Annotated in this window: 16 protein-coding genes and 1 pseudogene; 10 read left to right on the forward strand and 7 right to left on the reverse strand. The window is 71.5% G+C overall.

The features are described from left to right. Positions 1–7: 7 nt before the first annotated feature. The 6 genes from ABZ860_RS40570 to ABZ860_RS40595 form a co-directional block, all read right to left on the reverse strand. Positions 8–847 (reverse strand): alpha/beta hydrolase, encoded by an 840-nt coding sequence (locus tag ABZ860_RS40570; protein WP_357231360.1) that lies wholly within the window; start codon positions 845–847, stop codon positions 8–10. Next, positions 844–1,437, reverse strand: coding sequence for a TetR/AcrR family transcriptional regulator (locus tag ABZ860_RS40575; protein WP_357231363.1), 594 nt, complete (start codon positions 1,435–1,437; stop codon positions 844–846). Before ABZ860_RS40575 ends, ABZ860_RS40570 begins: the two co-directional genes overlap by 4 nt. An 89-nt stretch (positions 1,438–1,526) precedes the next feature. Beyond that, positions 1,527–3,383, reverse strand: a complete 1,857-nt coding sequence (locus tag ABZ860_RS40580; protein WP_357231366.1) for an ABC transporter ATP-binding protein — start codon at positions 3,381–3,383, stop codon at positions 1,527–1,529. Positions 3,384–3,388: 5 nt separating this feature from the next. After that, positions 3,389–3,934: a redoxin domain-containing protein gene (locus ABZ860_RS40585; RefSeq protein ID WP_357231369.1), complete on the reverse strand. Its 546-nt coding sequence runs from the start codon at positions 3,932–3,934 to the stop codon at positions 3,389–3,391. 56 nt (positions 3,935–3,990) lie between these two features. After that, the gene (locus ABZ860_RS40590; RefSeq protein ID WP_357231372.1) at positions 3,991–4,506 is read right to left on the reverse strand and encodes a MauE/DoxX family redox-associated membrane protein; all 516 of its coding nucleotides are present in this window, start codon (positions 4,504–4,506) and stop codon (positions 3,991–3,993) included. A 29-nt stretch (positions 4,507–4,535) separates the two neighbouring features. Continuing rightward, positions 4,536–4,757, reverse strand: coding sequence for a hypothetical protein (locus tag ABZ860_RS40595; RefSeq protein WP_357231375.1), 222 nt, complete (start codon positions 4,755–4,757; stop codon positions 4,536–4,538). 174 nt (positions 4,758–4,931) lie between these two features. Here ABZ860_RS40595 and ABZ860_RS40600 point away from each other — a divergent pair, with 174 nt between their 5' ends. Then, on the forward strand, positions 4,932–5,393 hold the full coding sequence (locus ABZ860_RS40600; protein WP_357231378.1) for a S26 family signal peptidase: 462 nt from the start codon (positions 4,932–4,934) through the stop codon (positions 5,391–5,393). Here ABZ860_RS40600 and ABZ860_RS40605 read toward each other — a convergent pair. Further along, the gene (locus ABZ860_RS40605; RefSeq protein ID WP_357231381.1) at positions 5,342–8,593 is read right to left on the reverse strand and encodes a BTAD domain-containing putative transcriptional regulator; all 3,252 of its coding nucleotides are present in this window, start codon (positions 8,591–8,593) and stop codon (positions 5,342–5,344) included. The genes ABZ860_RS40600 and ABZ860_RS40605 overlap by 52 nt on opposite strands. 371 nt (positions 8,594–8,964) lie before the next feature. Between ABZ860_RS40605 and ABZ860_RS40610 the strand changes: the two genes are divergently transcribed. From ABZ860_RS40610 to ABZ860_RS40650, 9 genes and pseudogenes are all read left to right on the forward strand, one after another. Further along, positions 8,965–9,798: a CPBP family intramembrane glutamic endopeptidase gene (locus ABZ860_RS40610; RefSeq protein WP_357231384.1), complete on the forward strand. Its 834-nt coding sequence runs from the start codon at positions 8,965–8,967 to the stop codon at positions 9,796–9,798. Further along, a complete protein-coding gene (locus tag ABZ860_RS40615; protein WP_357231387.1) occupies positions 9,795–10,949 on the forward strand; it encodes a histidine kinase in 1,155 nt (384 codons plus the stop codon). The genes ABZ860_RS40610 and ABZ860_RS40615 overlap by 4 nt, the downstream gene beginning before the upstream one ends. Beyond that, entirely contained in the window at positions 10,946–11,605 is a 660-nt protein-coding gene (locus ABZ860_RS40620; protein WP_357231389.1) for a response regulator transcription factor, read from the forward strand. Before ABZ860_RS40615 ends, ABZ860_RS40620 begins: the two co-directional genes overlap by 4 nt. A gap of 394 nt (positions 11,606–11,999) precedes the next feature. Further along, positions 12,000–14,171, forward strand: a complete 2,172-nt coding sequence (locus tag ABZ860_RS40625; protein ID WP_357231392.1) for a cellulose binding domain-containing protein — start codon at positions 12,000–12,002, stop codon at positions 14,169–14,171. Between the two features lie 557 nt (positions 14,172–14,728). Then, positions 14,729–15,121, forward strand: coding sequence for a hypothetical protein (locus tag ABZ860_RS40630; RefSeq protein ID WP_357231395.1), 393 nt, complete (start codon positions 14,729–14,731; stop codon positions 15,119–15,121). Positions 15,122–15,232: 111 nt separating this feature from the next. Then, on the forward strand, positions 15,233–16,894 hold the full coding sequence (locus ABZ860_RS40635; RefSeq protein ID WP_357231398.1) for a GNAT family N-acetyltransferase: 1,662 nt from the start codon (positions 15,233–15,235) through the stop codon (positions 16,892–16,894). Positions 16,895–17,230: 336 nt separating this feature from the next. Then, the gene (locus ABZ860_RS40640) at positions 17,231–19,027 is read left to right on the forward strand and encodes a ricin-type beta-trefoil lectin domain protein (RefSeq protein WP_357231401.1); all 1,797 of its coding nucleotides are present in this window, start codon (positions 17,231–17,233) and stop codon (positions 19,025–19,027) included. Positions 19,028–19,293: 266 nt separating this feature from the next. Further along, a complete protein-coding gene (locus ABZ860_RS40645) occupies positions 19,294–20,319 on the forward strand; it encodes a LacI family DNA-binding transcriptional regulator (RefSeq protein WP_357231404.1) in 1,026 nt (341 codons plus the stop codon). Positions 20,320–20,897: 578 nt separating this feature from the next. Continuing rightward, a pseudogene (locus ABZ860_RS40650) lies at positions 20,898–21,226 on the forward strand (hypothetical protein); the annotation flags it as partial.

Here is a 21,226-nt window from a genome sequence, read left to right on the forward strand (position 1 = left end):
GCCGGACTCAGGCGCTCAGCACCTTGCGGAGCAGCTCGCCGAACTCGGCGGGGTGGGTGCTCAGGCCCGTGTGGCCGCCGGGGAAGTGGACGAGCTCCGTGCCGAACAGCTCGGCGAGGAAGGCGGCGGGACGGTAGGGCAGTTCGCCCTGCGAGTCCGCTCCGGCCGCGAGCACGAGCCGGTCCGACAGAGCCGCCAGGCGGTCCACGTCAGGCCTGTAGGCCATGAAGCTCGGCACGATGCGCCCGAGGAAGTAGGGCATGTCCGCCATCGTCCGCTCCACTCGGGCCGCCGCCTGCGGGGGGAGTTCCGCGGCCGCCCTGACGTCGGCGGGCTCGGCGCCGGGCCTCCTCAGGCCGGCCGCGAACACGGCCGCCGCGGGCATCAGCCCCTCCCGGCGGAAGGTGTCCTGAACGCGGGCGAGCATCGCGCGCTGTTCGGCGGCGTCCGGCAGCACCTCCACCATCGGCGGCTCGTGCGCCACGACGCGTTCGATCCGGTCGGGACGGGTGGTGAGCAGATGCAGCGCGACGATCGCGCCAGAGCTGCAGGCGGCCACGCGGGCGGGTGCGTCCGGAGACAGCAGCTCCAGCAGCCGGAACGCGTCGTCGGCGTGCTGCTCGACCCGCTGCGGGGCCTCCGGGTCGTCCAGCGGGCTGCGGGACAGGCCGCGCGGGTCGTAGGACGCGACCGTGTAGTCGGCGGCCAGGGCGTCGGCGACGCCGTCGAAGGAGGCCGCACCGCCCGTACCGCCGGGGATCAGCAGCAGGAGCGGGCCCTTTCCGCGCACCTCGTAGTGCAGGGTGGCGCCGTCCACGCGCAGGTGGCCGATGGCCGGGCTGGTCATGTCGAATCTCCTTCGTCGTGCGTGGGCCAGCGCTCAAGGAGGGTGTGCAGGGCGTCGAGACAGCGGACCCAGGTGTCTTCCGCCGGGCGCGCGTGCGCGAACCCGCCCGCGGCCTCCAGGCTGGTGAAGCCGTGGAGCGTGCTGCGCATCAGCCGCACCGCGTCGGTCAGGTCGGGTTCCTCCAGCGCGTAGCCGCGCAGCATGCTGTAGGTCAGCTCGACGGCGCGCCGCGGCCCGGCAGCGCGGGCCGCGAGCTCGGGATCGATCTGTATGGGGATCTGCGTCGCGGTGTATCGGCCCGGGTGGTCGTGGGCGTACTGCCGCCAGGCGTTGGCGTACGCCACCAGTGCGTCCTTTCCGGCCCGCCCGGCGGTCGCCTCCGCGATGCGGATCGTCTTCTCGTCCGCCGCCAGCAGGGCGATCCGCCCGCGCAGGTCTTCGAGGCTGCGGACGTGCGCGTACAGGCTGGCGTCCTTCACCCCGAGTCGTCGTGCCACCGCCGACATGGTCACGTGCTCGAGCCCGACCTCGTCCGCCAGCTCGGCGCCGGCGAGCGTCACCCGATCCGCCGTCAACCCGGCCCGCGCCATGTGTGCCGCCCTTCTCCACGTCTTCCTAGGAGCCCTAGGCTCTTCCTTGGAGTCCAAGGTTGCCGCAGGCGGGCGAGAAGCACAAGCGGTTATCGCGATGACGACGCGGACGGCAGGTGCCGGGGGCGGTCGAGGCCGGCGGCCTGGCCGAGCTGGAAATCGGCCGCCTGGCGGGTGAACAGGCGGGCGTACTCCCCGCCGAGGGCCATCAGCTCGTCATGGGTGCCCTGCTCCGCCACCCGCCCGTCGGCGAGGACGACGATGTGGTCCGCGCCGCGCACCGTGTTGAGACGGTGCGAGATGAGCAGGCTCGTACGGCCGCTGCGGTAGTCTCGGAGCCGCTGGTGGATGGCGTACTCGGCCTCGGGGTCGAGTCCCGAGCTGGGCTCGTCGAGGATGAGCAGGTCGGCGGTGTCCGTGCGGAGAAGGGCGCGGGCGAGGGCGACGCGCTGCCACTGCCCCCCGGACAGGAGCACGCCCCGGCCGGGATCCTCGTCCTGTTCGGCGGCGAAGAACCGCGACAGGATGGTGTCGTATCCGCGGGGAAGGCTCACCAGCGTGTCGTGGACGTCCGCCCGGCGGGCCGCCTCGTGGATCCGCTCCGGCCGGTCGAGGGAGCCGACGTCGCCGAGGGCGACGTTCTCGGCCGCGGTGAGGTCGTAGGCCACGTAGTCCTGGAACACGGCTCCGATCCGGCGGCGCAGGTCGTCGATGCGCAGCTCGCGCAGGTCGGCGCCGTCCCAGCGGACGCTGCCGCGCTCGGGGTCGTACAGGCGGCACAGGAGCTTGACGAGGGTGCTCTTGCCCGCGCCGTTCAGGCCGACCAGGGCCACGCTCCGCCCGTACGGGATGGTCAGGTTCAGGCCGCGCAGCACGTAAGGGTGGCCGGGGTCGTACCGGAACCATACGTCGCGGAGTTCGATGCCGTGCCGAAGCGGCGGCACGTCGCCACCGGTGACGGGTTCCGGCAGGTCGGGTCCGATGGTGACGACGTGGGCGTAGTGGCCGGCCAGGACGAGCGCCTCGTTCAGGTGTGCCAGCTGGATCACCACGCCGGAGAGGGAGGACTGGGTGCCGGCGAGGGCGGCGGTCAGGACGGCCAGGTCGCCGATGCCGGCCTGGCCCCCCGCTATCCGGGAGACCAGCACGATCAGCGCGGCGCCCGCGATGACCGTGCTGAGGGCGGTGAGCGCCCCGTTGTAGCGGATGGCCGTCAGGTCCACCCGGCGTTCCGCCCGCTGCTCGGCGGTCAGCTCGCCCAGCATGCGCCGCCGCAGGAAGCCTCCGATGCCGAACAGCCGGATCTCCTTGGCGGCCCGATGGTCGAGCAGCAGCGTCTGGTAGAACATCCGGCGGCGTTCCGCGGGGGCTATCTCCATCCGGAGGTACGCGCGGTGGCGGCCGAGTCTGAGCTGGACGAACAGTTCGGGCACGGCGGCCGCGGCCACGACGACGGCGAGGAGCGGGCTGAGCGTGGCGAGCGCGCCGAGGAGCCCGGCGATGGTGATGCCGCCGCGTGCCGCGCCGAGCGCCGACTCTGCGACGAGCTGCGGGGCGGTCTGGGCGGACTGCTGGGCCAGCTGGAGCCGGTTGTGGAAATCCGGGTTCTCCAGCCTGGTCAGTCCCTGCATCCGGCACACCGCGGTGAACAGTTCGTCGCTGGTGCGCCACGCGATACGGCGCTGCTGCTCCCGCTGCACCCACCCGGACAGGTGGGGCAGCAGCGCGGTCAGGGCTCCGAGGACGGCCATCGCGACGGCGAGCGGTGTCGTCGAGTGGCCCGTCCCGGCGGTCAGGCGATCGATCAGGAGTTTGGTCAGCCATGTGATCGCGACGGGGGCCGCGCCGGTCAGGACCGCCATGGCGAGCTGGGACAGGGCGAGCACCGGTCCGGCGCGCCAGACGAGCGCCAGGGTGAGCCGTAGCGGCCCGAGTCGTGACCTCACGCCGGTCAGGCGTGGGACGGCGCGGCCAGTAGCCGCTCCGGCTCATGGCCGCTGGCGGTGACGGTGGCGTCCGGGCCGATCAGGAAGAACCAAGGGAAGGCCGTGATGGCGAACGCGCCCACCATGGCGCCGCTTTCGTTCTCCACGACCACGTTCACGTCGTCCGTGAGCGCGGTGAACAGGTCCGTGGGGTCCTCCTGCCCAGCGACGATCACCGCCAGGGCCCGTACGCCGTCGGCCTCGGCATCACGGGCGGTCGCGGCGAAGACGGGTGCCTTCGGCAGGCAGTGCCGGCAGTCGGTGCTGAAGAACCCGATCAGGGTGCGCTCGCCCGCGAAGTCGTCCGCGGTGACCTTCGTGTTCGCCGCTGTGAGCGCGGAGAAGGCGGGAACCGCGGAGCCGACGGGGAGGCTGGGGTTCTGCGGATGTCCCCAGTCGGGGCGCGACTCCCCGGACGACTTTCGCAGTTTCCTGATGACCGCGCCAGTCAGGAGCAGGTTCAGCAGCACGAGCCCGCCGAGGAGGATGACGGCGGCGACCAGGACGGCCATGGGCTTTCCCTTCGGTGTGGGGGTCGACGTGGCATCGGGAGTCGGTCCGCTTCGGGTTAACGGAAGAGGTCGGCCAGGTCGTCGAGGAGGACGACGGCGCCGGTGGCGACGGATGCCGCGAGCAGGCAGAGTGCGGCGGCGGGCAGCGTGACAGGCGTGCCGCCCATCGTGGACGTCATGGCGGCCCCGGCCACCGCGCCCACGACGAGCACGGCGTTGCGCGCCACGTGCCGGCGGCTGATCGGCTGGTCCGATCCGCCGAAGCATCGGCACGGATCAGCCGTTCCCCGCCGCAGTGCCGCCAGCAGGACGAGGGCGAAGGCGAGGAGCAGGCCTCCCGCGAGCAGGAGGCCTGCCCTGCCGTCGCCGTCGAGGCCGGGCGCCGCCAGCATGACGACGGTCCCGGCCTCGACGGCGACGACGACGGCGGCGGCGGGCGTCCCGAGAGTCGCGGGGAGGCCGCCGAGCCGCCGTGCCGCCATGGTGAACTCGCCGAAAGCCTGCCTCGTCCGCAGCTTCGTGAGCACGGAGACCAGGAAGACCCCCATCAGCACGAGCCGGAGAGTCAGCACGGCGTAGACCATGGGATCTGCCGGCTCCGTCAGCAGTAACCGACGTAGTACCAGGTGCCGCAGTCCGAACGGACGTACTTCAGGCAGATGGAGCCGGTGGGGTTCGGGTAGCAATGCTTCTCGTGGTGGCACTCGTAACCGGGCGGGCCGTAGACGCCTCCCACGTAGTAACACGTGTCGGCTCGGGCTTCGGCGCCGGGGAGGAGCCTTCCGAGCAGCCGGTCTCCCAGGCGGTTCAGGGTGCGGATCACACTTTCTCCCTTCATGGGGTTCGGGCATTGGGTTAGCCCGTTTGTCAGGATGCTCGGCGCGACCTTCGCCGCGGTTGCGCGCCGGATGCGCGACATGCCGCAGGCGCCGCGCAACCGCCGCGCAGCCGGGGCCCGGCAGAATCGCGACCGGCTGACCAGGCCGAAAGGTTGATCATGCAACATGTCGTGATTTCGCTGCTGTCGGTGGCCGCGGTCGCCGCGGTCACCGGGGTGGTCGCGGCCCGGCGACGCTTCGTCGTGGTACGGGTGGCCGGGACGAGCATGGTTCCGACGTACCGGCCGGGCGATCGGGTGCTCATACGGCGCGGCGGGCGGGCGGTCCTGCGGCGCGGCCAGGTGGTGGTCTTCCGGCACCCGCAGCCGGACGGCGCGGGCTCGTCGGGACGCACGCCCGGACTGCGCGGGACGGAGTGGCTGATCAAGCGGGTCGCCGCGATGCCGGGCGACAGGGTGCCCGACCAGGTCGCGCCGGGCACGCACGCCACACCGGGCGACGTGGTCCCGGCCGGCCGGCTGGTGGTCCTCGGCGACGGCCCGGCCAGCCGGGACTCGCGGCATTGGGGCTACCTGCCGATGAGCGAGGTGCTGGGCGTCGTCATCCGCAGGTTGTCATGATCGGGCAAGGCCCTGCCCGCGCCCGCCACGGCGGTCTCGGCCGCCTCGGCGGTGTTGCCGAGCCGCTGGAACAGCCGGTGGGCCGCCGCCCAGGACCGCGAGGCCGCCTCCTGGTCGCCGCGGTCGCGCTGAGCCCGGCCGAGGGCCCTCAGCGCGAGCGCCTGCCCGTGGAGGTCGTGCAGCCCGCGCGCCGTGCGCACCGCGTCGTCGAGCGTACGCACCGCCTGGTCGGCCCGGCCGCCGAGACGGTGTGACTCACCCAGGACGCGGAGCCCGGCGGCCCGTCCGGAAGGAACCCCGAACTCCTCGAACACGGCCAGCACCCGCTCGATCGGCTTCGCCACGTCCCTGTGCCCGAAACGAAGGCAGAGGTCGCCGAGGGCGAGCAGCAGATACGCCTCGATCAGCCGATCCCCGCGCCGCCGGCAGATCTGCAGGCCCTCCCACACGTGGAGGGAGACGCGCCTGCTCTCGGCGTGGTCGCGGCAGACGGCGGCCATCTCCCCCAAGGCGAGGGTCCTGGCCACGAGGCTGTTCCCGCGGATCGCCAGGCGGAGCGCGCGGCCGGCGCAGGCGAAGGCGTCCCGGTGGAGCCCCTGCTCCCGGTCGATGACGGCGCGGACGTACCAGAGGCGGCTCAGGGCGAGCTCGTAGCCGATCTCCTCGGCCGTGGCCATGGCCTCGTCCACCACCGCGCGGGCCTGGTCGGGGTCGCCACCGCGACACAGCGCGAATGCCCGCAGGCACAACAGGTCGAGCGCGCCGCGCCGCTCCCCCGCCGCGCCGAACACCGCGAGTGCCGCCTCGATCGCCTCCGGGGCGACGCCGCGCCGCGGCGCCACGCCGATCATGAGCAGGTGGCCGAGGCCGCGCGTCATCACCGCCTCGCCCCGCGGGTCGCCGCCCGTCGCGCACGCCCGCAGCGCCAGCTCGTGCGAGGACGCCCAGTCCCGGTAGTCGCCGCGGAAGGCGTAGTAGCCCGCCGCGCGGGCGGACAGTTCCCAGGCCGCCTCGTACAGGCCGAGCCGGCAGGCCTGCGCCACCCCCGCCCGCAGGGTCTGCCGCTCGCTGTCGAACCAGGCCGCCGGATCGCCGACCAGGGCCCTGGTGGCGACGGGGGCGGCCCACCAGCGAGGGGCCGCGCCACGGATGACGGAGGCCACCCGCTCCGGCAGGCCGCTCTCCGCCGTCTCCGCCAGCGCGAGCAACGCGCCGAGAAAGCGAGTGATCGCCTTGTGCCGCTCGTCTGCGGTCTCCTCCAGCTCGGCGCGCTCGCGCGCGTAGAGCCGCACCAGCTCAGGGAAGCGGTAGCGGAACTGCCCGTTCCCGTCGCTGCCCTCGCAGGTCAGAAGCTGGGCGTCGACGAGCAGATCGGCGCAGGTCTCGGCTTCGCGTACCGCCACGTCGAGGGCCGCCGCGAGCATCCAGGCGGTGAAGGCGGGGACGTCGAGCAGGCCGAGCATCCGCAGCGCCCGCCGGGCGCTCTCGTCGAGCCTGTCGTAGTCGGCGGCCAGCCCCGCCCGCACCGACAGGTCGCCGAGGGCGAGCTCGTCCAGGCGGCGCCGCTCCGCCCGTAGGCGATCCGCCAGGTGCTCGGGCTGCCAGTGCCCGCGCAGCGCCAGTTTCGCCCCGGCGATCCGTATCGCCAGGGGCAGGTGACCGCAGAGCCGGACGATCTCGGCCGCGACGGTGGGCCGCGCCGCCCCCCGATCCGGTCCGGCGATCCGCCCGAGCAGCTCCGACGCGCATGCCGGGTCGAGCGGGCCGACGCGTACGGAGCGGGCGCTCAACCCGGCGACCCCGCGCCTGCTCGTCACCAGTACGGCGCAGCCCGCACCACCCGGCAGGAGCGGCCTGACCTGCTCCTCGCCCGCGGCGTCGTCCAGCACGACCAGTACGCGACGATCGGCCAGGACGGTGCGGAACAGCTTCCCGCGCTCCTCGGCGTCGTCCGGCACCGCCCGCGCGTCCACCCCGAGGGCGATCAGGAACCGCGTCAGCGCCTCGGCCGGGTCGATCGGCCGGGGGCAGGTCCCACGCAGGTCGACGTAGAGCCGGCCGTCGGTGAACGTCTCCCGCAGGCGGTGGGCGACGTGGACCGCGAGCGCCGTCTTGCCGGTGCCCGCCCCGCCGTACAGCGCCACGACCGGCGTCGCGGTGGTGTGCCCGCCCGCTCCACCGAGCCACAGCCGCAGCGATTCCACCGTGTCCTGGCGTCCGGTGAAGTCCGCGATGTCCGGTGGCAGCTGGCACGGCACGGTCGTCGCGGGCCCCGTCCACCCCTCACCCGTACACCCCTCGTCCGCCCGGCCCGCCGAGTCGCTCCCGGCGGTGTTTCCGGCGGTGTTTCCGGCGGTGTTTCCGGCGGTGTTTCCGGCGGTGTCCCGGGCTCCGAGGTACGCGGCGCGCTCGTCCGCGCAGGCCGCCCCCTCCGGCCCGAGGATCTCGTCGGCGAACGGGCCGGTCGCCTCATCCCGCAGGATCGCCTCGTGCACCCGCCGCAGCATCCGGCCGGGTTCCACGCCGAGTTCCTCGCCGAGCACGGTCCGCGTCCGCTGGAAGACCCGCAGCGCCTCGGCCTGGCGCCCGGTCCGGCTCAGGGCCAGCATCAGGCAGGCGTGCAGCCGCTCCCGGTACGGATGCAGCTCGGCCATCTCGGTCAGGCCGGTGACCAGCTCCGCGTGGCGGCCACGGGCCAGGTCGACGACGGCCAGCTCCTCACAGGTCAGCAGCCGCTCCTCCTCGAGCCGCCGGGCCTCGTCGGCCACCAGCGCCACGTCCCCGACGTCGGCGTAGGCGGGCCCCCGCCACAGGCCGAGCGCGCGCTCGAAGAGCGTGCCCGCCTTCGCCAGGTCCGCGTTCCTCCTGGCGGCCCGTCCCGCCGCCGTGAGCTCCTGGAAGCGCAGCGCGTCCAGCTCCGGCGGCAGTACGGCGGCGGCGTAACCACCGGTGCAACGGACCACGCGGTCGCGCTCGCCCAGCGCACGCCTCAACCGCAGCACGTAGATCTGAAGGGTCTTGTGCGCGCTGCGGGGCGGTGTGGTCCCCCACAGGGCCTCGATCAGCGCCGGCACCGCCACCGGCCGGCCCGGCGTACACAGCAGGGCCGCCAGCATGCGTCGCAGCATCGCCGCGCCCAGCGGGACGGGCGCCTTGTCGCGGCTCACCCGCAGCGGCCCGAGAACGTCGAACTCGAACACCGTCACCCCTCACGAGGCCGGTCGCCGGGGCGGGCCTTCGATCAGCCGAGGTGCCCGCCGCCTCCTCCCCCGGCCATGCCCTGCCCCGGCAGCCCCCGTCGCATGGTCACCTTCTCTTCACGTGAGTGTGCGGGCGCGCCCGAGCATCGAAGACGCCGGTATATGCGAGGTATATGCCCTGCCGGCGGGGCCCGGGAGCTGTCCGCGCCGGAGGCGGCCGGTGTCTGCCGGAAGGGCCGCGGGCGCGCGTGTCCCCCGTGCGAGCTACCCGCGAATGTCCACCGCGCGGGGACGATTCGCGACCGCCGAATCCCTAGCGTTCTCGGCGTAGCCGCGGCGCTCCGGTCGCGGACTCTCCCGAAGGAGTCGTCATGCGTCTGTTGAAGCAGTTCGTGGCCGTCGCGGTGGTCGCCTTCGCCGGCAACGCGATCATGGGCGCGGTACAGGGGAACGCGTTCCTCACCCTGGTCGTCGGCGTCGCGACAGCCGTACTCGCGGTGTTCGTGTACGCCCGGGTGGTGCGGTGGTCCGAGCACCGCGCGCCGGTGGAGGTGGCCGGGGAAGGGGCCGCCTCCGCCGTCGGCCGGGGGATGCTGATCGGTGCCGGGGCGTTCACGGCCGTCATCCTGAACATCGCTCTCGTGGGTGGTTACCGGATCGAGGGCCTCGGCTCGGTGACGGGCGCGGTCGGGCTGCTCGGCTTCAGTGCCGCCGCCGCGGTGACGGAGGAGCTGCTGTTCCGCGGCATCCTGTTCCGGATCGTCGAGAAATGGACCGGCACGTGGATCGCGCTGGGACTGACCGGCCTGGTGTTCGGCCTGATGCACCTGGGCAACCAGAACGCCAACCTGTGGGGCGCGATCGCCATCGCGATCGAGGCCGGCGGCATGCTCGCCGCCGCGTACGCCGCGACCCGCACCCTGTGGCTGCCGATCGGCCTGCACTTCGCTTGGAACTTCGTCGAGGGCGGCGTCTTCAGCACCGAGGTCTCCGGCAACGGCGCGGCGCAGGGGCTGCTGCATGGTGTGACGTCGGGTCCGGCCGTGCTCACCGGCGGCGAGTTCGGGCCGGAGGCGAGCGCGTACGCGGTGGTGTTCGGCCTGCTGCTGACGGTCGTGTTCCTGTGGCTGGCCCGCCGTCGCGGCAACCTGGTTCCCCGTCGGCGCCGTGCCCGCGCCGACGCGACCGCTACGCTCTCCCAGTGATCGATTTCCGGCGGGTCACGGACCTGTGGCGGCGATGCGACGTCACGGTCCGGGATCTTCCGCTCGCGCTGCTGCTGGCCGTCTCCTCGTTCCTGCCGGCGATGCACAACCACGGAACGCAGCTCGGCGACCTGCCGACCCGCCCCTTCGACGCGTCGGCCGTCCTGGTGGTCGCCCTCCAGTGCTTCTCGCTGGCCGTCCGGCGACGATGGCCGGCCGTCTGTCTCGCCTTGGGGTCGCTCGGCTTCGCCCTCGACCAGCTCAGCGCCTACCACACGGCCGCGAGCACCGCACTGCCCATCGTGCTCATGAGCGGGGGCGCCCATCTGGAGCGTCACCGGCGTATCACCGTGGTCCTCCTGTCCTTGGCGTACGTGCCGCTGGCGGTCGCGCTCGACCGGACCGGCTCGGTCGAGGAACCGGAAGGATACGTGACGTTCTACCTGGTGCTGGTCCTCGCCTGGGGCGTCGGGGCCTGGCTGCGCTCCACCCGGGCCGCCGAGGCCGAGGGCCGCCGCCGCGTCGCCGAGGCCACCCGCGCCGCCGAACGCACCCGCATCGCCCGCGAGCTCCACGACGTCGTGACCCACCATGTGACGGCGATGGTCGTGCAGGCCGAGGCGGCACGCTACCTGACCGCCGCGCCCGATCGTCTCGACGCGGCCCTGACCGCCGTCACCGACACCGGCCGGCGGGCCATCTCCGACCTGCGGCACCTGCTCGACCTGCTCAACCCCGACCATGACACCGACGTCAGGATGCCGTCCGCCGGCGAACTTCACACCCTGGTGGAGCAGGCGCGCCGGGCCGGACAGCCGGTGGAGTTCGCCGAGGAGGGCAGGCCGGCGGAATCGGCCGGCAGCGCCGAGTTCGTGGCCTATAGGGTCGTGCAGGAGTCCCTGACGAACGCCCTCAAATACGCCCACGGCAGCCACACCGAGGTCCGCGTGCGCTATGGCGAGAAGGAGATCCTCGTGGAGGTCAGCACCGATGGTTCCGGCTCGCACGCCGGCTCCCCCGGTGGGAGCGGGCGGGGCCTCGCCGGGCTCCGCGAGCGGGTCGACGCCCTGGGCGGCGAGTTCAGCGCCGACCGGCGGACGGGCGGCGGCTTCGTCGTGAGCGCACGCATCCCCGCGGGGAGCCCGTCGTGAACGCGCCGGTCCGGGTTCTGGTCTGCGACGACCAGGCACTGATCCGCACCGGGTTCGCGACGATCATCGATGCGCAGCCCGACCTGGAGGTGGTCGGCGAGTGCGGGGACGGCCGCGCCGCGGTCGACCTCGCCCGCAGGCTGAACCCGGACATCGTGGTGATGGACGTGCGCATGCCGGTGCTCGACGGCATCGAGGCGACCCGCCTGCTCGCCGGCGCCGGAGTCGAGCACCCCGTCAAGGTGCTCGTGGTGACGACGTTCAACCTGGACGAGTACGTGTACGAGGCGCTGCGTGCGGGCGCGAGTGGATTCCTGCTCAAGGACGCCCCGCCGGCGCAGCTGCTGCACGGCATCCGCACCGTCGCGACGGGTGCCGCGCTGCTGGCGCCGGAGGTCACGCGGCAGCTCGTCGGCAGGTTCGCGGCGCGGATCCGTCCCACCGAGGGCACGCGGGACGACGTCGCGCTGACCCCGCGCGAGCTGGAGGTGCTGCGCCTCATCGCCGACGGCCTGTCCAACAGCGAGATCGCCGCGACACTGGTCATCAGCCAGGAGACGGTCAAGACGTACGTGTCGCGCATCCTCACCAAGCTCGACCTGCGTGACCGCGTGCAGGCGGTGGTCTACGCCTACCGCAGGGGCCTGGTGACCTGAGACCGGCACGGTGCCGCAGGTACAAGCGGATTGGCACGGTGCCGTCGGTGCCGCGCGCGCTTTGCGCGACGACGTGAGGCGTGGACTCCCTGCGGGTGACCCCGGTCGCGGCCACACCGGCGACCGCTCGGATTCCGAAAGTTTCAAGGGGGAGACCGCGCTCCGCCACGGCCATTCCCCGGGCTGACCTGAAACGAAACAACTCCCCCTTCGCCGTCACGTCGGCGTGCCGTCGACGAATGTTTGACGCCTTCACGTCCGCGTTTCTAGCGTCTCGTGGCGTCCACCACCGACCGGAAACACTCATCAGACTGGACGATTTATGAAACGTTCAAATCGGACGGCGGCCCGCCTCGCTGTGGCCGCCGGCACCATCTGTGCGGCGATCGCATCAGTGGTCGCCACACAGACGTCCGCCACCGCCGCCGTGGCCTGCCGGGTCAGCTACGAGATCACCAACCAGTGGCAGGGCGGTTTCGGCGCCAACGTGACGATCGAGAACCTGGGCGACGCCGTCAACGGCTGGCGGCTGACCTGGGCCTTCGGTGCCGGCCAGCAGATAACGCAGCTCTGGAACGCCACCGTCAGCCAGAGCGGCGCGAACGTCACCGTCACCGACGCCGGCTACAACGCGGCAATCGGCTCCGGAGGCAGCACCGCCTTCGGGTTCAACGGCTCGTGGAACGGCTCCAACCCGATCCCCGCGTCCTTCTCCCTCAACGGCACCACCTGCACGGGGGCCGTCACCAGCAGCCCGAGCGCTTCACCGGGCGTTTCACCGAGCGCTTCACCCACCCAGAGCCCCGGCGCCTCGCCCAGCCCGAGCCCCAGCAGCAGCCCGACGAGCGTGCCGGCCGGGGCGAAGCAGATGGAGAACCTGGACCGGGGCCTGATCAGCGTCCACTCCGGGTCGGGCAACCTGGTGTCCTGGCGGCTGTGGGGCACCGAGTCCCGCGACACCTCCTTCAACGTCTACCGGGGCGGCACCCGCATCGCGACCGTCACCAACTCCACCAACTACCTGGACTCCGGCGCGGCGGCCGACGCCTCCTACACGGTGCGCCCGGTCAGCGGCGGCAGCGAGGGAGCGGCCTCGGAGACCTCGCTGCGCTTCGGCAACGGCTATCTGGACGTGCCGATCAGCCCGCCGGGCAGCTCCTACAGCGCCAACGACGCATCCGTCGGCGACCTGGACGGCGACGGCCGGCTCGACCTGGTGCTCAAGTGGGACCCCTCCAACGCCAAGGACAACTCCCAATCCGGGGTCACCGACCCGGTCTACATCGACGGCATCCGGCTGGACGGCACCCGGCTGTGGCGCATCAACCTGGGCCGCAACATCCGCGCCGGCGCCCACTACACGCAGTTCCAGGTGTACGACTACGACGGCGACGGCAGGGCCGAGGTGGCGATGAAGACCGCCGACGGCACGGTCGACGGCACCGGCAAGACCATCGGCAACGCGAGCGCCGACTACCGCAACTCCGACTGCTACATCCTGTCCGGGCCCGAATACCTCACCATGTTCAACGGCCGCACCGGCGCCGCGATGTCCACAGTGAACTACGACCCGCCACGGGGGACGGTCTCCTCCTGGGGCGACAGCTACGGCAACCGCGTCGACCGCTTCCTCGCCGCCACCGCCTACCTCGACGGCCAGCGGCCCAGCCTGATCATGTCCCGCGGCTACTACACCCGTACGGTCATCGCCGCCTGGGACTTCCGCAACGGCTCACTCGTCGAGCGGTGGAAGTTCGACTCCAACTCCAACACGGCGTACGCCGGGCAGGGCAACCACAACCTGTCGATCGCCGACGTCGACGCCGACGGCAAGGACGAGATCGTCTTCGGCGCGATGGCGATCAACGACAACGGCCAGCCGCTGTGGAACACCCGCAACGGCCACGGCGACGCCATGCACGTCGGCGACCTCGACCCCTCCCGGCCCGGTCTGGAGGAGTTCAAGGTCGACGAGGACAGCAGCAAGCCCGGCTCCTGGTTCGCCGACGCCCGCACCGGTCAGGTGCTGTGGTCCACCGCCTCCGGCGGCGACAACGGCCGCGGCGTGTCGGCCGACATCTGGGCCGGCAGCCCCGGCGCCGAGTCCTGGTCGGCCAGGGACGGCTCGCTGCGCAGCCCCAGTGGCGCCACCCTGGGCCGCAAGCCCGGCTCGATGAACTTCCTCGCCTGGTGGGACGCCGACCCGGTCCGCGAACTGCTCGACGGCACCCACATCGACAAGTACGGCACGAGCGGCGACACGCGCCTGCTGACCGGCTCGAACGTGCACTCCAACAACGGCACCAAGTCCACCCCCTCGCTGTCGGGCGACATCCTCGGCGACTGGCGCGAGGAGGTCGTCTGGCCCACCACCGACAACCGGGCCCTGCGGATCTACTCCACCCCCGACCTCACCACCGTCAAGATCCACACCCTGCTGCACGACCCGCAGTATCGGGTCGCCCTGGCCTGGCAGAACACCGCCTACAACCAGCCGCCCCACCCCAGCTTCTTCATCGGCAACGGCATGGCCACCCCACCCCAGCCCAAGGTCTACCTGCGCTGATCTCATGGACCGCCACCGGCGGTCGCTCTGAGCCGGTCCCCGGCCTTGCCACGATGCGGGGGACCGGCTCAGCCGTACAGGCGCGGCAACCGCTCAGCGCGGCGGCTGGCCGATGACGATTTCCCGCTCGACAAGGCTCGGAACAATGATGAAGCTCTGCGGCCCGGGAGGACCGTCGGTTCGCCCGCCGAGCCGGAACGGCAGAGTGCCGTACGGCAAGGCCCCCCTTTTCATCGACCTGGCACGAGGAGATATGAGCCGCGACGTCGCCATCGGCCTGGAGTTCGAACACGACACCGATTTCGTGGAAATTCTCGATCGGCTCGCCCGGGCGGGATGGGAATTGCTCCCCTGATCCCCCTGCCGGATCACCGCACCATCGCGCACATGCCGGAGTTCGTCGATCTGGGCTGGTATCTCGAGAGGTTCCTGGCGCCATGCCAAGATCTGCCCATCGTACGAACGGAAGCCGGCGACCAGCGGTGAGAGGCCGCGGGGTGGCGGCAGGGTAGGCGACCGAAATCCGGATCACCGTCCGAGGAAGGGACACCGACACGATGACGCAGCCCGGCGACTACGGCCTGCCCGGTTCGCTGAACCGAGTGCTGACCGACGTGGCAGCGGAGCGCGCGGCACAGGACGCGATGTGGGGCCTGCAGGAGAACCCGGACGGCACCGGACCCGCGTACACGTCCGAGGCCGACCTCGCCAAGCAGGCCGTGGCCGACGCCGCGGCCGAAGGACGGCTGACCTGGCGGCACATCCTCCACGAAGAGGTCCTCGAGGCGTTCGCCGAGGACGATCCCGACCGCCTGCGCTGCGAGCTCATCCAGGTCGCCGCGGTCGCGGTGAAGTGGGTCCAGGCCCTCGACAGACGGGCCGCATCGCCCGGCGGACCGCGAACCACGTCGGCGCGGCCGGGCGCCGCAGATACGGGCACCACCGCATGACCGGACGCATGGGGAGAGCGCCCAGGGCCTCGCTATGCTCGGCTCCGCCCCGACGACAGACCTCGATGCCCTGGAGAGCGGGTCGTGAGCTTCGGCGTCTACGCACGGCGCGTGCGTGACCGCACTCTGCCCCACCGCTATCGGTACGCCGCCCTGCGCGGCGCGGTCGGGCATCACATGCCCCTGGGGCCGCGCGCGACCTGGGACTACATCACCAGCCGTGCCGGCGACGTCCGCAACGATGAGGGCGCGCTCGTCCGCGCCCTGGACATCCTGGAAGTCAGCAGAGATGCCCGGCACGCCGAGCTGGCCGAATTCGCGCGACGCCGCAGCGCGGACAAGCGCGAACGGTACCAGCGTACGGTGCCGGTCGAGGAGAGCCGCTACCGCCACGGCTGGCGCTGGCCAGGGCCGGACGCGCACGAGGCGACGCTGTTCACCGTGAAGGCGCTGTGGGAGGAGCACGTACGGGCGCCCTTTCCCGACGAGGTGCCTCCGGCCGACCACGGCGACCTGGTGGAACTGGACTCCACCGTCGCCGGCGTCATCTGGACCTACCTGCGGCGGAACGGGAACCTGCACCCCGACCACCGAGGGCTGCTCCGAGACTGCCTGGCCGGACTGCGGGGTCTGAGCTTGGCCGGCCGCGGCCACATCGGCGCCTCCCTCGCTTTCACGCGTGTTCGAAAGATGGCCGAACTGATCGCGCACGACGCCCTGCCACTGATACGCCGCGCCTGGTCCGGCGACGCCGAGCACATCGCCGACGTGTTCCTCGCCGCCCGGGCCGAAATGACGTACCTGCCCCGCCCGCGCTCCGACGAGGAGACCCGGGCCTGGATCGCCGACGTCATGCTCCCGGCCTCGCAGGTGTGGGTCGCCGAGCTACACGGTCAGGTTGCGGGCTTCGCCTGCCTGCAGGGCGACCGGCTGAGCCACCTCTACGTCACGCCCGCCGCTCACAGGCGCGGCATCGGCACCGCGCTGCTCGGGCAGGCCAAGAAGGCGCGTCCCCGCACGCTCCACCTGCATGTGTTCCAGCAGAGCATCGCGGCCCGCCGTTTCTTCGAACGGCACGGCTTCTCTCTTGACGTCGACGTGGAACGGGGCGGCAGCGACCACGAGGAGAACCCGCCCGGCGCCCGCTACCGGTGGCGGAGCGTCGACGACGCCCGCGAGCCGGAGCCTTCGCGCCTGAACGAGTCGCTGAGCTGCGCCTTCCCGGACGCCCTCGCACGTGAGGTCCGCGCCGCCGTCCGCGTCCTCCCCAAGACCCTTCACTGTCCGGTGGGCTCGTTTCGCGCGACCGTCGGCGACGACCGGGTGACCGTCCCCGGACGGATCTACAACCCGGAAGTCTCCCCCGAAACTCTCGACGGCCTGACGCCGCTCCAGCAGACGATCCTGCACTGCCTCTACACCCGCCACCACGACGGCTTCGTGCGTCAGCACCACCTCGCGCAGATCATCGGCAGGCTCGATCCGTGGGTCCTCCCCTACGTCGTTCACCTCGTCGGGGAATACGTCCTGGAGATCGTGACCGACATCGACACCGCACTCGGCGACCTCGGTACTCCCGGCTCCCCCACTCACGAGGCCTACAGCCGTTTCCTCTCCGACAATCCCCAGTTCCTCACCCTTGTCCAGCAGCGCGTGGCGAGCTACTGGGCCTGCTACCACCGCAGGGAGTTCCCTCGGCTCGCGGATTACCCGGGACACCGGCTCGTCACCGCCATGCGTGCCGCCGGCGCCTTCGTCGAGCGCGACCGATAGCCGATAGCCGGAAGACGGCGCCCGTACGTCGAGCGGTGTCAGGGAAAACGCGACGAATCGGTTCGAAGGCAAGTCTCTGAGCTGGAAGTTCGTCGCCCTGCCGGAGAAAATCCCATAGATACAGGCGTCCGACACATGGACTTCACATGAGGGACACATGTGATTGACATGACTTCCCGCCTAAATCTACCCTGTCTGCGAATCGATTCGATTACGTCGCCTGCGTTGAGACCGCCCTTCGCTTCACCCGACCGCCAGACGGCAACACCACAGGTTCCAGGACCACGCCACGGCTCGTCCTGCGATCCTCCACCCCCTCCGTCGAAGGAGTCACGAGTGAACATCACCTTGCGCCGGCGGCACGGCCGCCGCCGCGGTCTGGCCGCCCTCTTCTCCGCCGCGGCGCTGGTCGCCGCGTCCGTCGTCGCGACCGCCGCGCCGGCCCAGGCCGCCGACGAGTCCATCACCGTCAACTTCTCGGTCGCGGGCGGTTCCCCGACCTACCGAGCGTCGGGGTGGATCTACGGCATGACCGAGAACGCGGCCGCACCCCCGGACAACTACTTCACCGACGTCAAGTTCCGGTACATGCGTGCCGGCGGCGCCCAGCTCGACAGCCCGGGCGGCTGGGTGTCGGGCAAGTACGACCGTCGCTGGAACGCCACCCGCGCCCAGTTGCTGCGCACCCGGTCGCTGGGCGGCGAGTTCGTCCTGCTCGTCCATGACCTGTGGGGCGCCGACGGCTACGCGATCTCACGCTTCCCCGGCGACAACGGCAACTGGACCGACTACGACAACTTCCTCACCCGCCTCATCGACGACGTGCGGGCCACCGGCGCGCCGGTCCAGTGGGACCTCTGGAACGAGCCCAACCTCACCCTGTTCTGGAACCGCCCCCAGTCGCAGTACTTCGAGATGTGGAAGCGGGCCTACCAGCGCATCCGCGCCGCGTTCCCGTCCCACCTGATCGTGGGCCCGAGCCTCGCGGGCGTGCCGTCCACCGGCGGCTGGTGGACGCAGTACCTCGACTACGTGAAGGCCAACAACGTCGTGCCCGACATCGTCAGCTGGCACTCCCTGCCCGGCGACCCGGTGGCCAACGTCGCGACGGCCGACACCACGCTGAACTCCCGCGGCATCGCCCACCCGCGTCCCTACCAGATCAACGAATACGGCGCCTCCAACGAGCAGAACCCCGCCGACGGCGCGTGGTACATCGCCCGGCTGGAGCGGGCCGGCGCCGACGGCCTGCGCGCCAACTGGGCCAGCGGGAGCAACCTGCACAACGACCTGGCCAACCTCCTCACCCACAACTCCTCCGGCCAGTACTCGCCGAAGGGCGAATGGTGGGTCTACCGCTTCTACGGCTCCCAGACCGGACAGATCGCCTCCGTCACCCCCAGCTCCAACTACGACGCCTTCGCCACCAAGACGAGCGGGAACGCGAAGATCCTCGTCGGCGGCGGCCGCACCACCGGCAACGTCGCCGTCAACCTGCAGCGCCTCGACACCACCAGCGGCATCGTGCAGAACAACCAGGTCCGTGTTCTCGTCGAGCGCATCCCCTACAACGGCGGCGGCGCGGTCCAGGGACCGGTCACCGTGCAGAACACCGTGGCGACCCTGTCCAACAACGGCACGACCGTCAACCTGCCGCACACCGCCGTCGACGACACCTTCACCATCACCCTCCTGCCCCCTTCGTCGTCCCCCTCACCGTCCCCCTCGCCGTCCGGGCCGGAGGGCTCGACGTCGGCGTTGCGCAACGTCAACGCCGGCCGCTGTCTGGACGTGCCGAACGTGTCGCAGACGAACGGCACGCAGGTCCAGCTGTGGGACTGCAACGGCCAGACGAACCAGCAGTGGACCTACACCGCCTCCCGGCAACTGCAGGTGTACGGCACCAAGTGCCTGGACGCCGAGGCCGCCGGAACCGCGAACGGCACCAGGGCGATCATCTGGGACTGCAACGGCCAGGCCAACCAGCAGTGGACCATCAACGCCGACGGCACCGTCACCGGCGTGCAGTCCGGCCTGTGCCTGGAGGCGAGCAACTTCGGCACCTCGAACGGCACGAAGGTCCAGCTGTGGTCCTGCACCGGCACGACGAGTCAGAAGTGGACCAGAAGCTGACTCGGTGACGGGCGTCACCCGCCCGCCTCGCCCATGACCGCCACGCCGGTCGGCCGTGCACCACACGCCCGACCGGCGTCCGGTCTCGCGGCCCCGCACGACGCGATCGTCTCCGCCTGGAGTCGAATCGGTTCACATGGCCGTGAACCCACAGACCGCGCACGTCAACGGGGTCGAGCGGAACACCGCATGAGCCGCGGTCGTCATTCGAGGCGCTCGATTCGACTTACGATGTGCATATCGGTCGGACCAGGTGAGGAGCGCCGGTGAATATCGGGGAGATCGCCAGGCGGTCGGGTGTGGCGCGCAGCACCGTCTCGTACGCGCTCAGCGGCAAGCGCCCGGTGTCGGAGGAGACCCGCCGGCGCATCCAAGCGGTCATCGACGAACTGGGCTACCGGCCCAACGCGGCCGCCAAGGCGCTCAAGGAAGGCAGGACCCACACCATCGGCCTGGTGATCCCTCCCGCCAGCCGGCGCCTGACCGACATGCAACTCGGCTTCGTGGCCAGCGTCGTCGACGCCGCCGCGCGCGCCGACCTCGACGTCCTGTTGTCACCGTCCGGAGGCGAGCACGACCGATCGTTCGAGCGCGTGGTCGGCGGCAGACGCGTGGACGGCGTCATCGTCATGGAGATACGGCTGGAGGACGACCGTGTCACCCGCCTGCGGCAGGCCGGGCTGCCCTTCGTCGGAATCGGCCGCACCAGCCGCCCCGAGGAGATGTCCTGGGTGGACATCGACTACGAGAAGCTGATCGCCAACTGCGTGCACCACCTGGCCGACCTCGGTCATCGCCGCATCGCCCTGGTCAACCGGTCGGAGGAGCTGGTGGCGGCCGGATACGGCCCCGGCCACCGCGCTCAGGCCGGTTTCACCCGCGCGATGGCGGAGCGCGGTCTCGACGGCGTGCAGACGTGCTGCGCCGACGACGCCCAATCGGGGGTGTCCTGCGTCGAGCGGCTCCTCGACGAGCACCCCGGTCTGACCGCGATCGCCACCATCAACGAGGCCGCCACCCCCGGGATGTACCACGCGCTCGCCCAGGCGGGCCTGCTCGTGCCCCGCGACTTCTCCATCACCGGCGTCTCCGCGCGGCACTGGGCGGAGAACCTGCATCCTCCGCTCACGGCCGCCGACGTTCCCGCCGATGAGCTGGGCGCCCGCGCCGTCGAGATGCTCATCCGGCTGATCGCCGATCCCGCCACCCCGCACGGCCATCTCCTGGTCGCGCCGCCCATCTCCCTGCGTGGCACGACCGGACCCGCGCACGCCCGGGATGACCGTTCCTGACGGCTGAACGTGAGCCCGCGCCCGCCGCGCCGCCGCCCCCCGACCGGCCCGGGCGCAGGGGACGACGCTCCGAGCAGTCGGTACGGAACCCACCACGAAACACGTCCAGCCTGAGGGCAGATCGTTTCCGGCGTCCTCAGCGAAACTCCGGCCTTCGAACTGGCCTTTCTTCCGATCCTTCGACGTGAGATTTCGTCAGCCCTGACGGAAAGGCTCGATCGGCCTGTCGCCGCCGGATCGGTAACGTGAAAGTTTCATCTCTCGCACTCCATGGCGATCGGGCCGGGCCCTCGTCGCGGCAGATGAGGCGCTCCGGCAGATCGGAGGGCCGGCCGGGACGAGCGGGGAGCCTTGACGCGGGATCGGCGCGTCGTATTTGCTCCGCCGCACCACCACCTTCATGCAGTACAGAGAGAGGGCTCCCCCTGTAGGCATTGATGTTAGCGCTAACAGAACTATTCGAATCCAGTTTCCCCCGAATCGCGGCCCGGCCTCAGTCTGCCCACGGCCCCACGTCCACCTCTTACATGTGAGCGATAACAGCGCACGATCTGTCCCGCACTCTCCCAGGAGAATCCATGAAGATCGCATGCCTTGAGCGCCTGGTCGGCGCCGCAGTCACCCGGCGCGGCCGGCTCGGCGGAAGTAGGCCGAGGTTCCGCCAGAGGCCGGACCGGCCTCACCAGCAGCCGGACGGAGGACCGGCCGCGCGTACGTGGAGACGATGGTCGACCGCGGCGCTGCTGGCCGTGGTCGTAGCGGTGACGGGCGCACTGACGGGCGCGCTGACGGGCACGGGCGTCGCCGTCGCGGAGTCGAACGGCGGGGTGCGGGTGATGCCGCTGGGCGACTCGATCACCGAGGGCACGCAGGTGCCCGGCGGTTATCGGATCGGGTTGTGGCAGCG

The organism is Microbispora sp. NPDC046973 (assembly GCF_040644495.1).
Taxonomy (GTDB): domain Bacteria; phylum Actinomycetota; class Actinomycetes; order Streptosporangiales; family Streptosporangiaceae; genus Microbispora.

Excerpts from the sequence above, each read along its gene's own strand:
- ABZ860_RS40570 (WP_357231360.1), bottom strand. The coding sequence starts at position 847 with ATGACCAGCCCGGCCATCGGCCACCTGCGCGTGGACGGCGCCACCCTG.
- ABZ860_RS40575 (WP_357231363.1), bottom strand. The coding sequence starts at position 1,437 with ATGGCGCGGGCCGGGTTGACGGCGGATCGGGTGACGCTCGCCGGCGCC.
- ABZ860_RS40585 (WP_357231369.1), bottom strand. The coding sequence starts at position 3,934 with ATGGCCGTCCTGGTCGCCGCCGTCATCCTCCTCGGCGGGCTCGTGCTG.
- ABZ860_RS40600 (WP_357231378.1), top strand. The coding sequence starts at position 4,932 with ATGCAACATGTCGTGATTTCGCTGCTGTCGGTGGCCGCGGTCGCCGCG.
- ABZ860_RS40610 (WP_357231384.1), top strand. The coding sequence starts at position 8,965 with ATGCGTCTGTTGAAGCAGTTCGTGGCCGTCGCGGTGGTCGCCTTCGCC.
- ABZ860_RS40630 (WP_357231395.1), top strand. The coding sequence starts at position 14,729 with ATGACGCAGCCCGGCGACTACGGCCTGCCCGGTTCGCTGAACCGAGTG.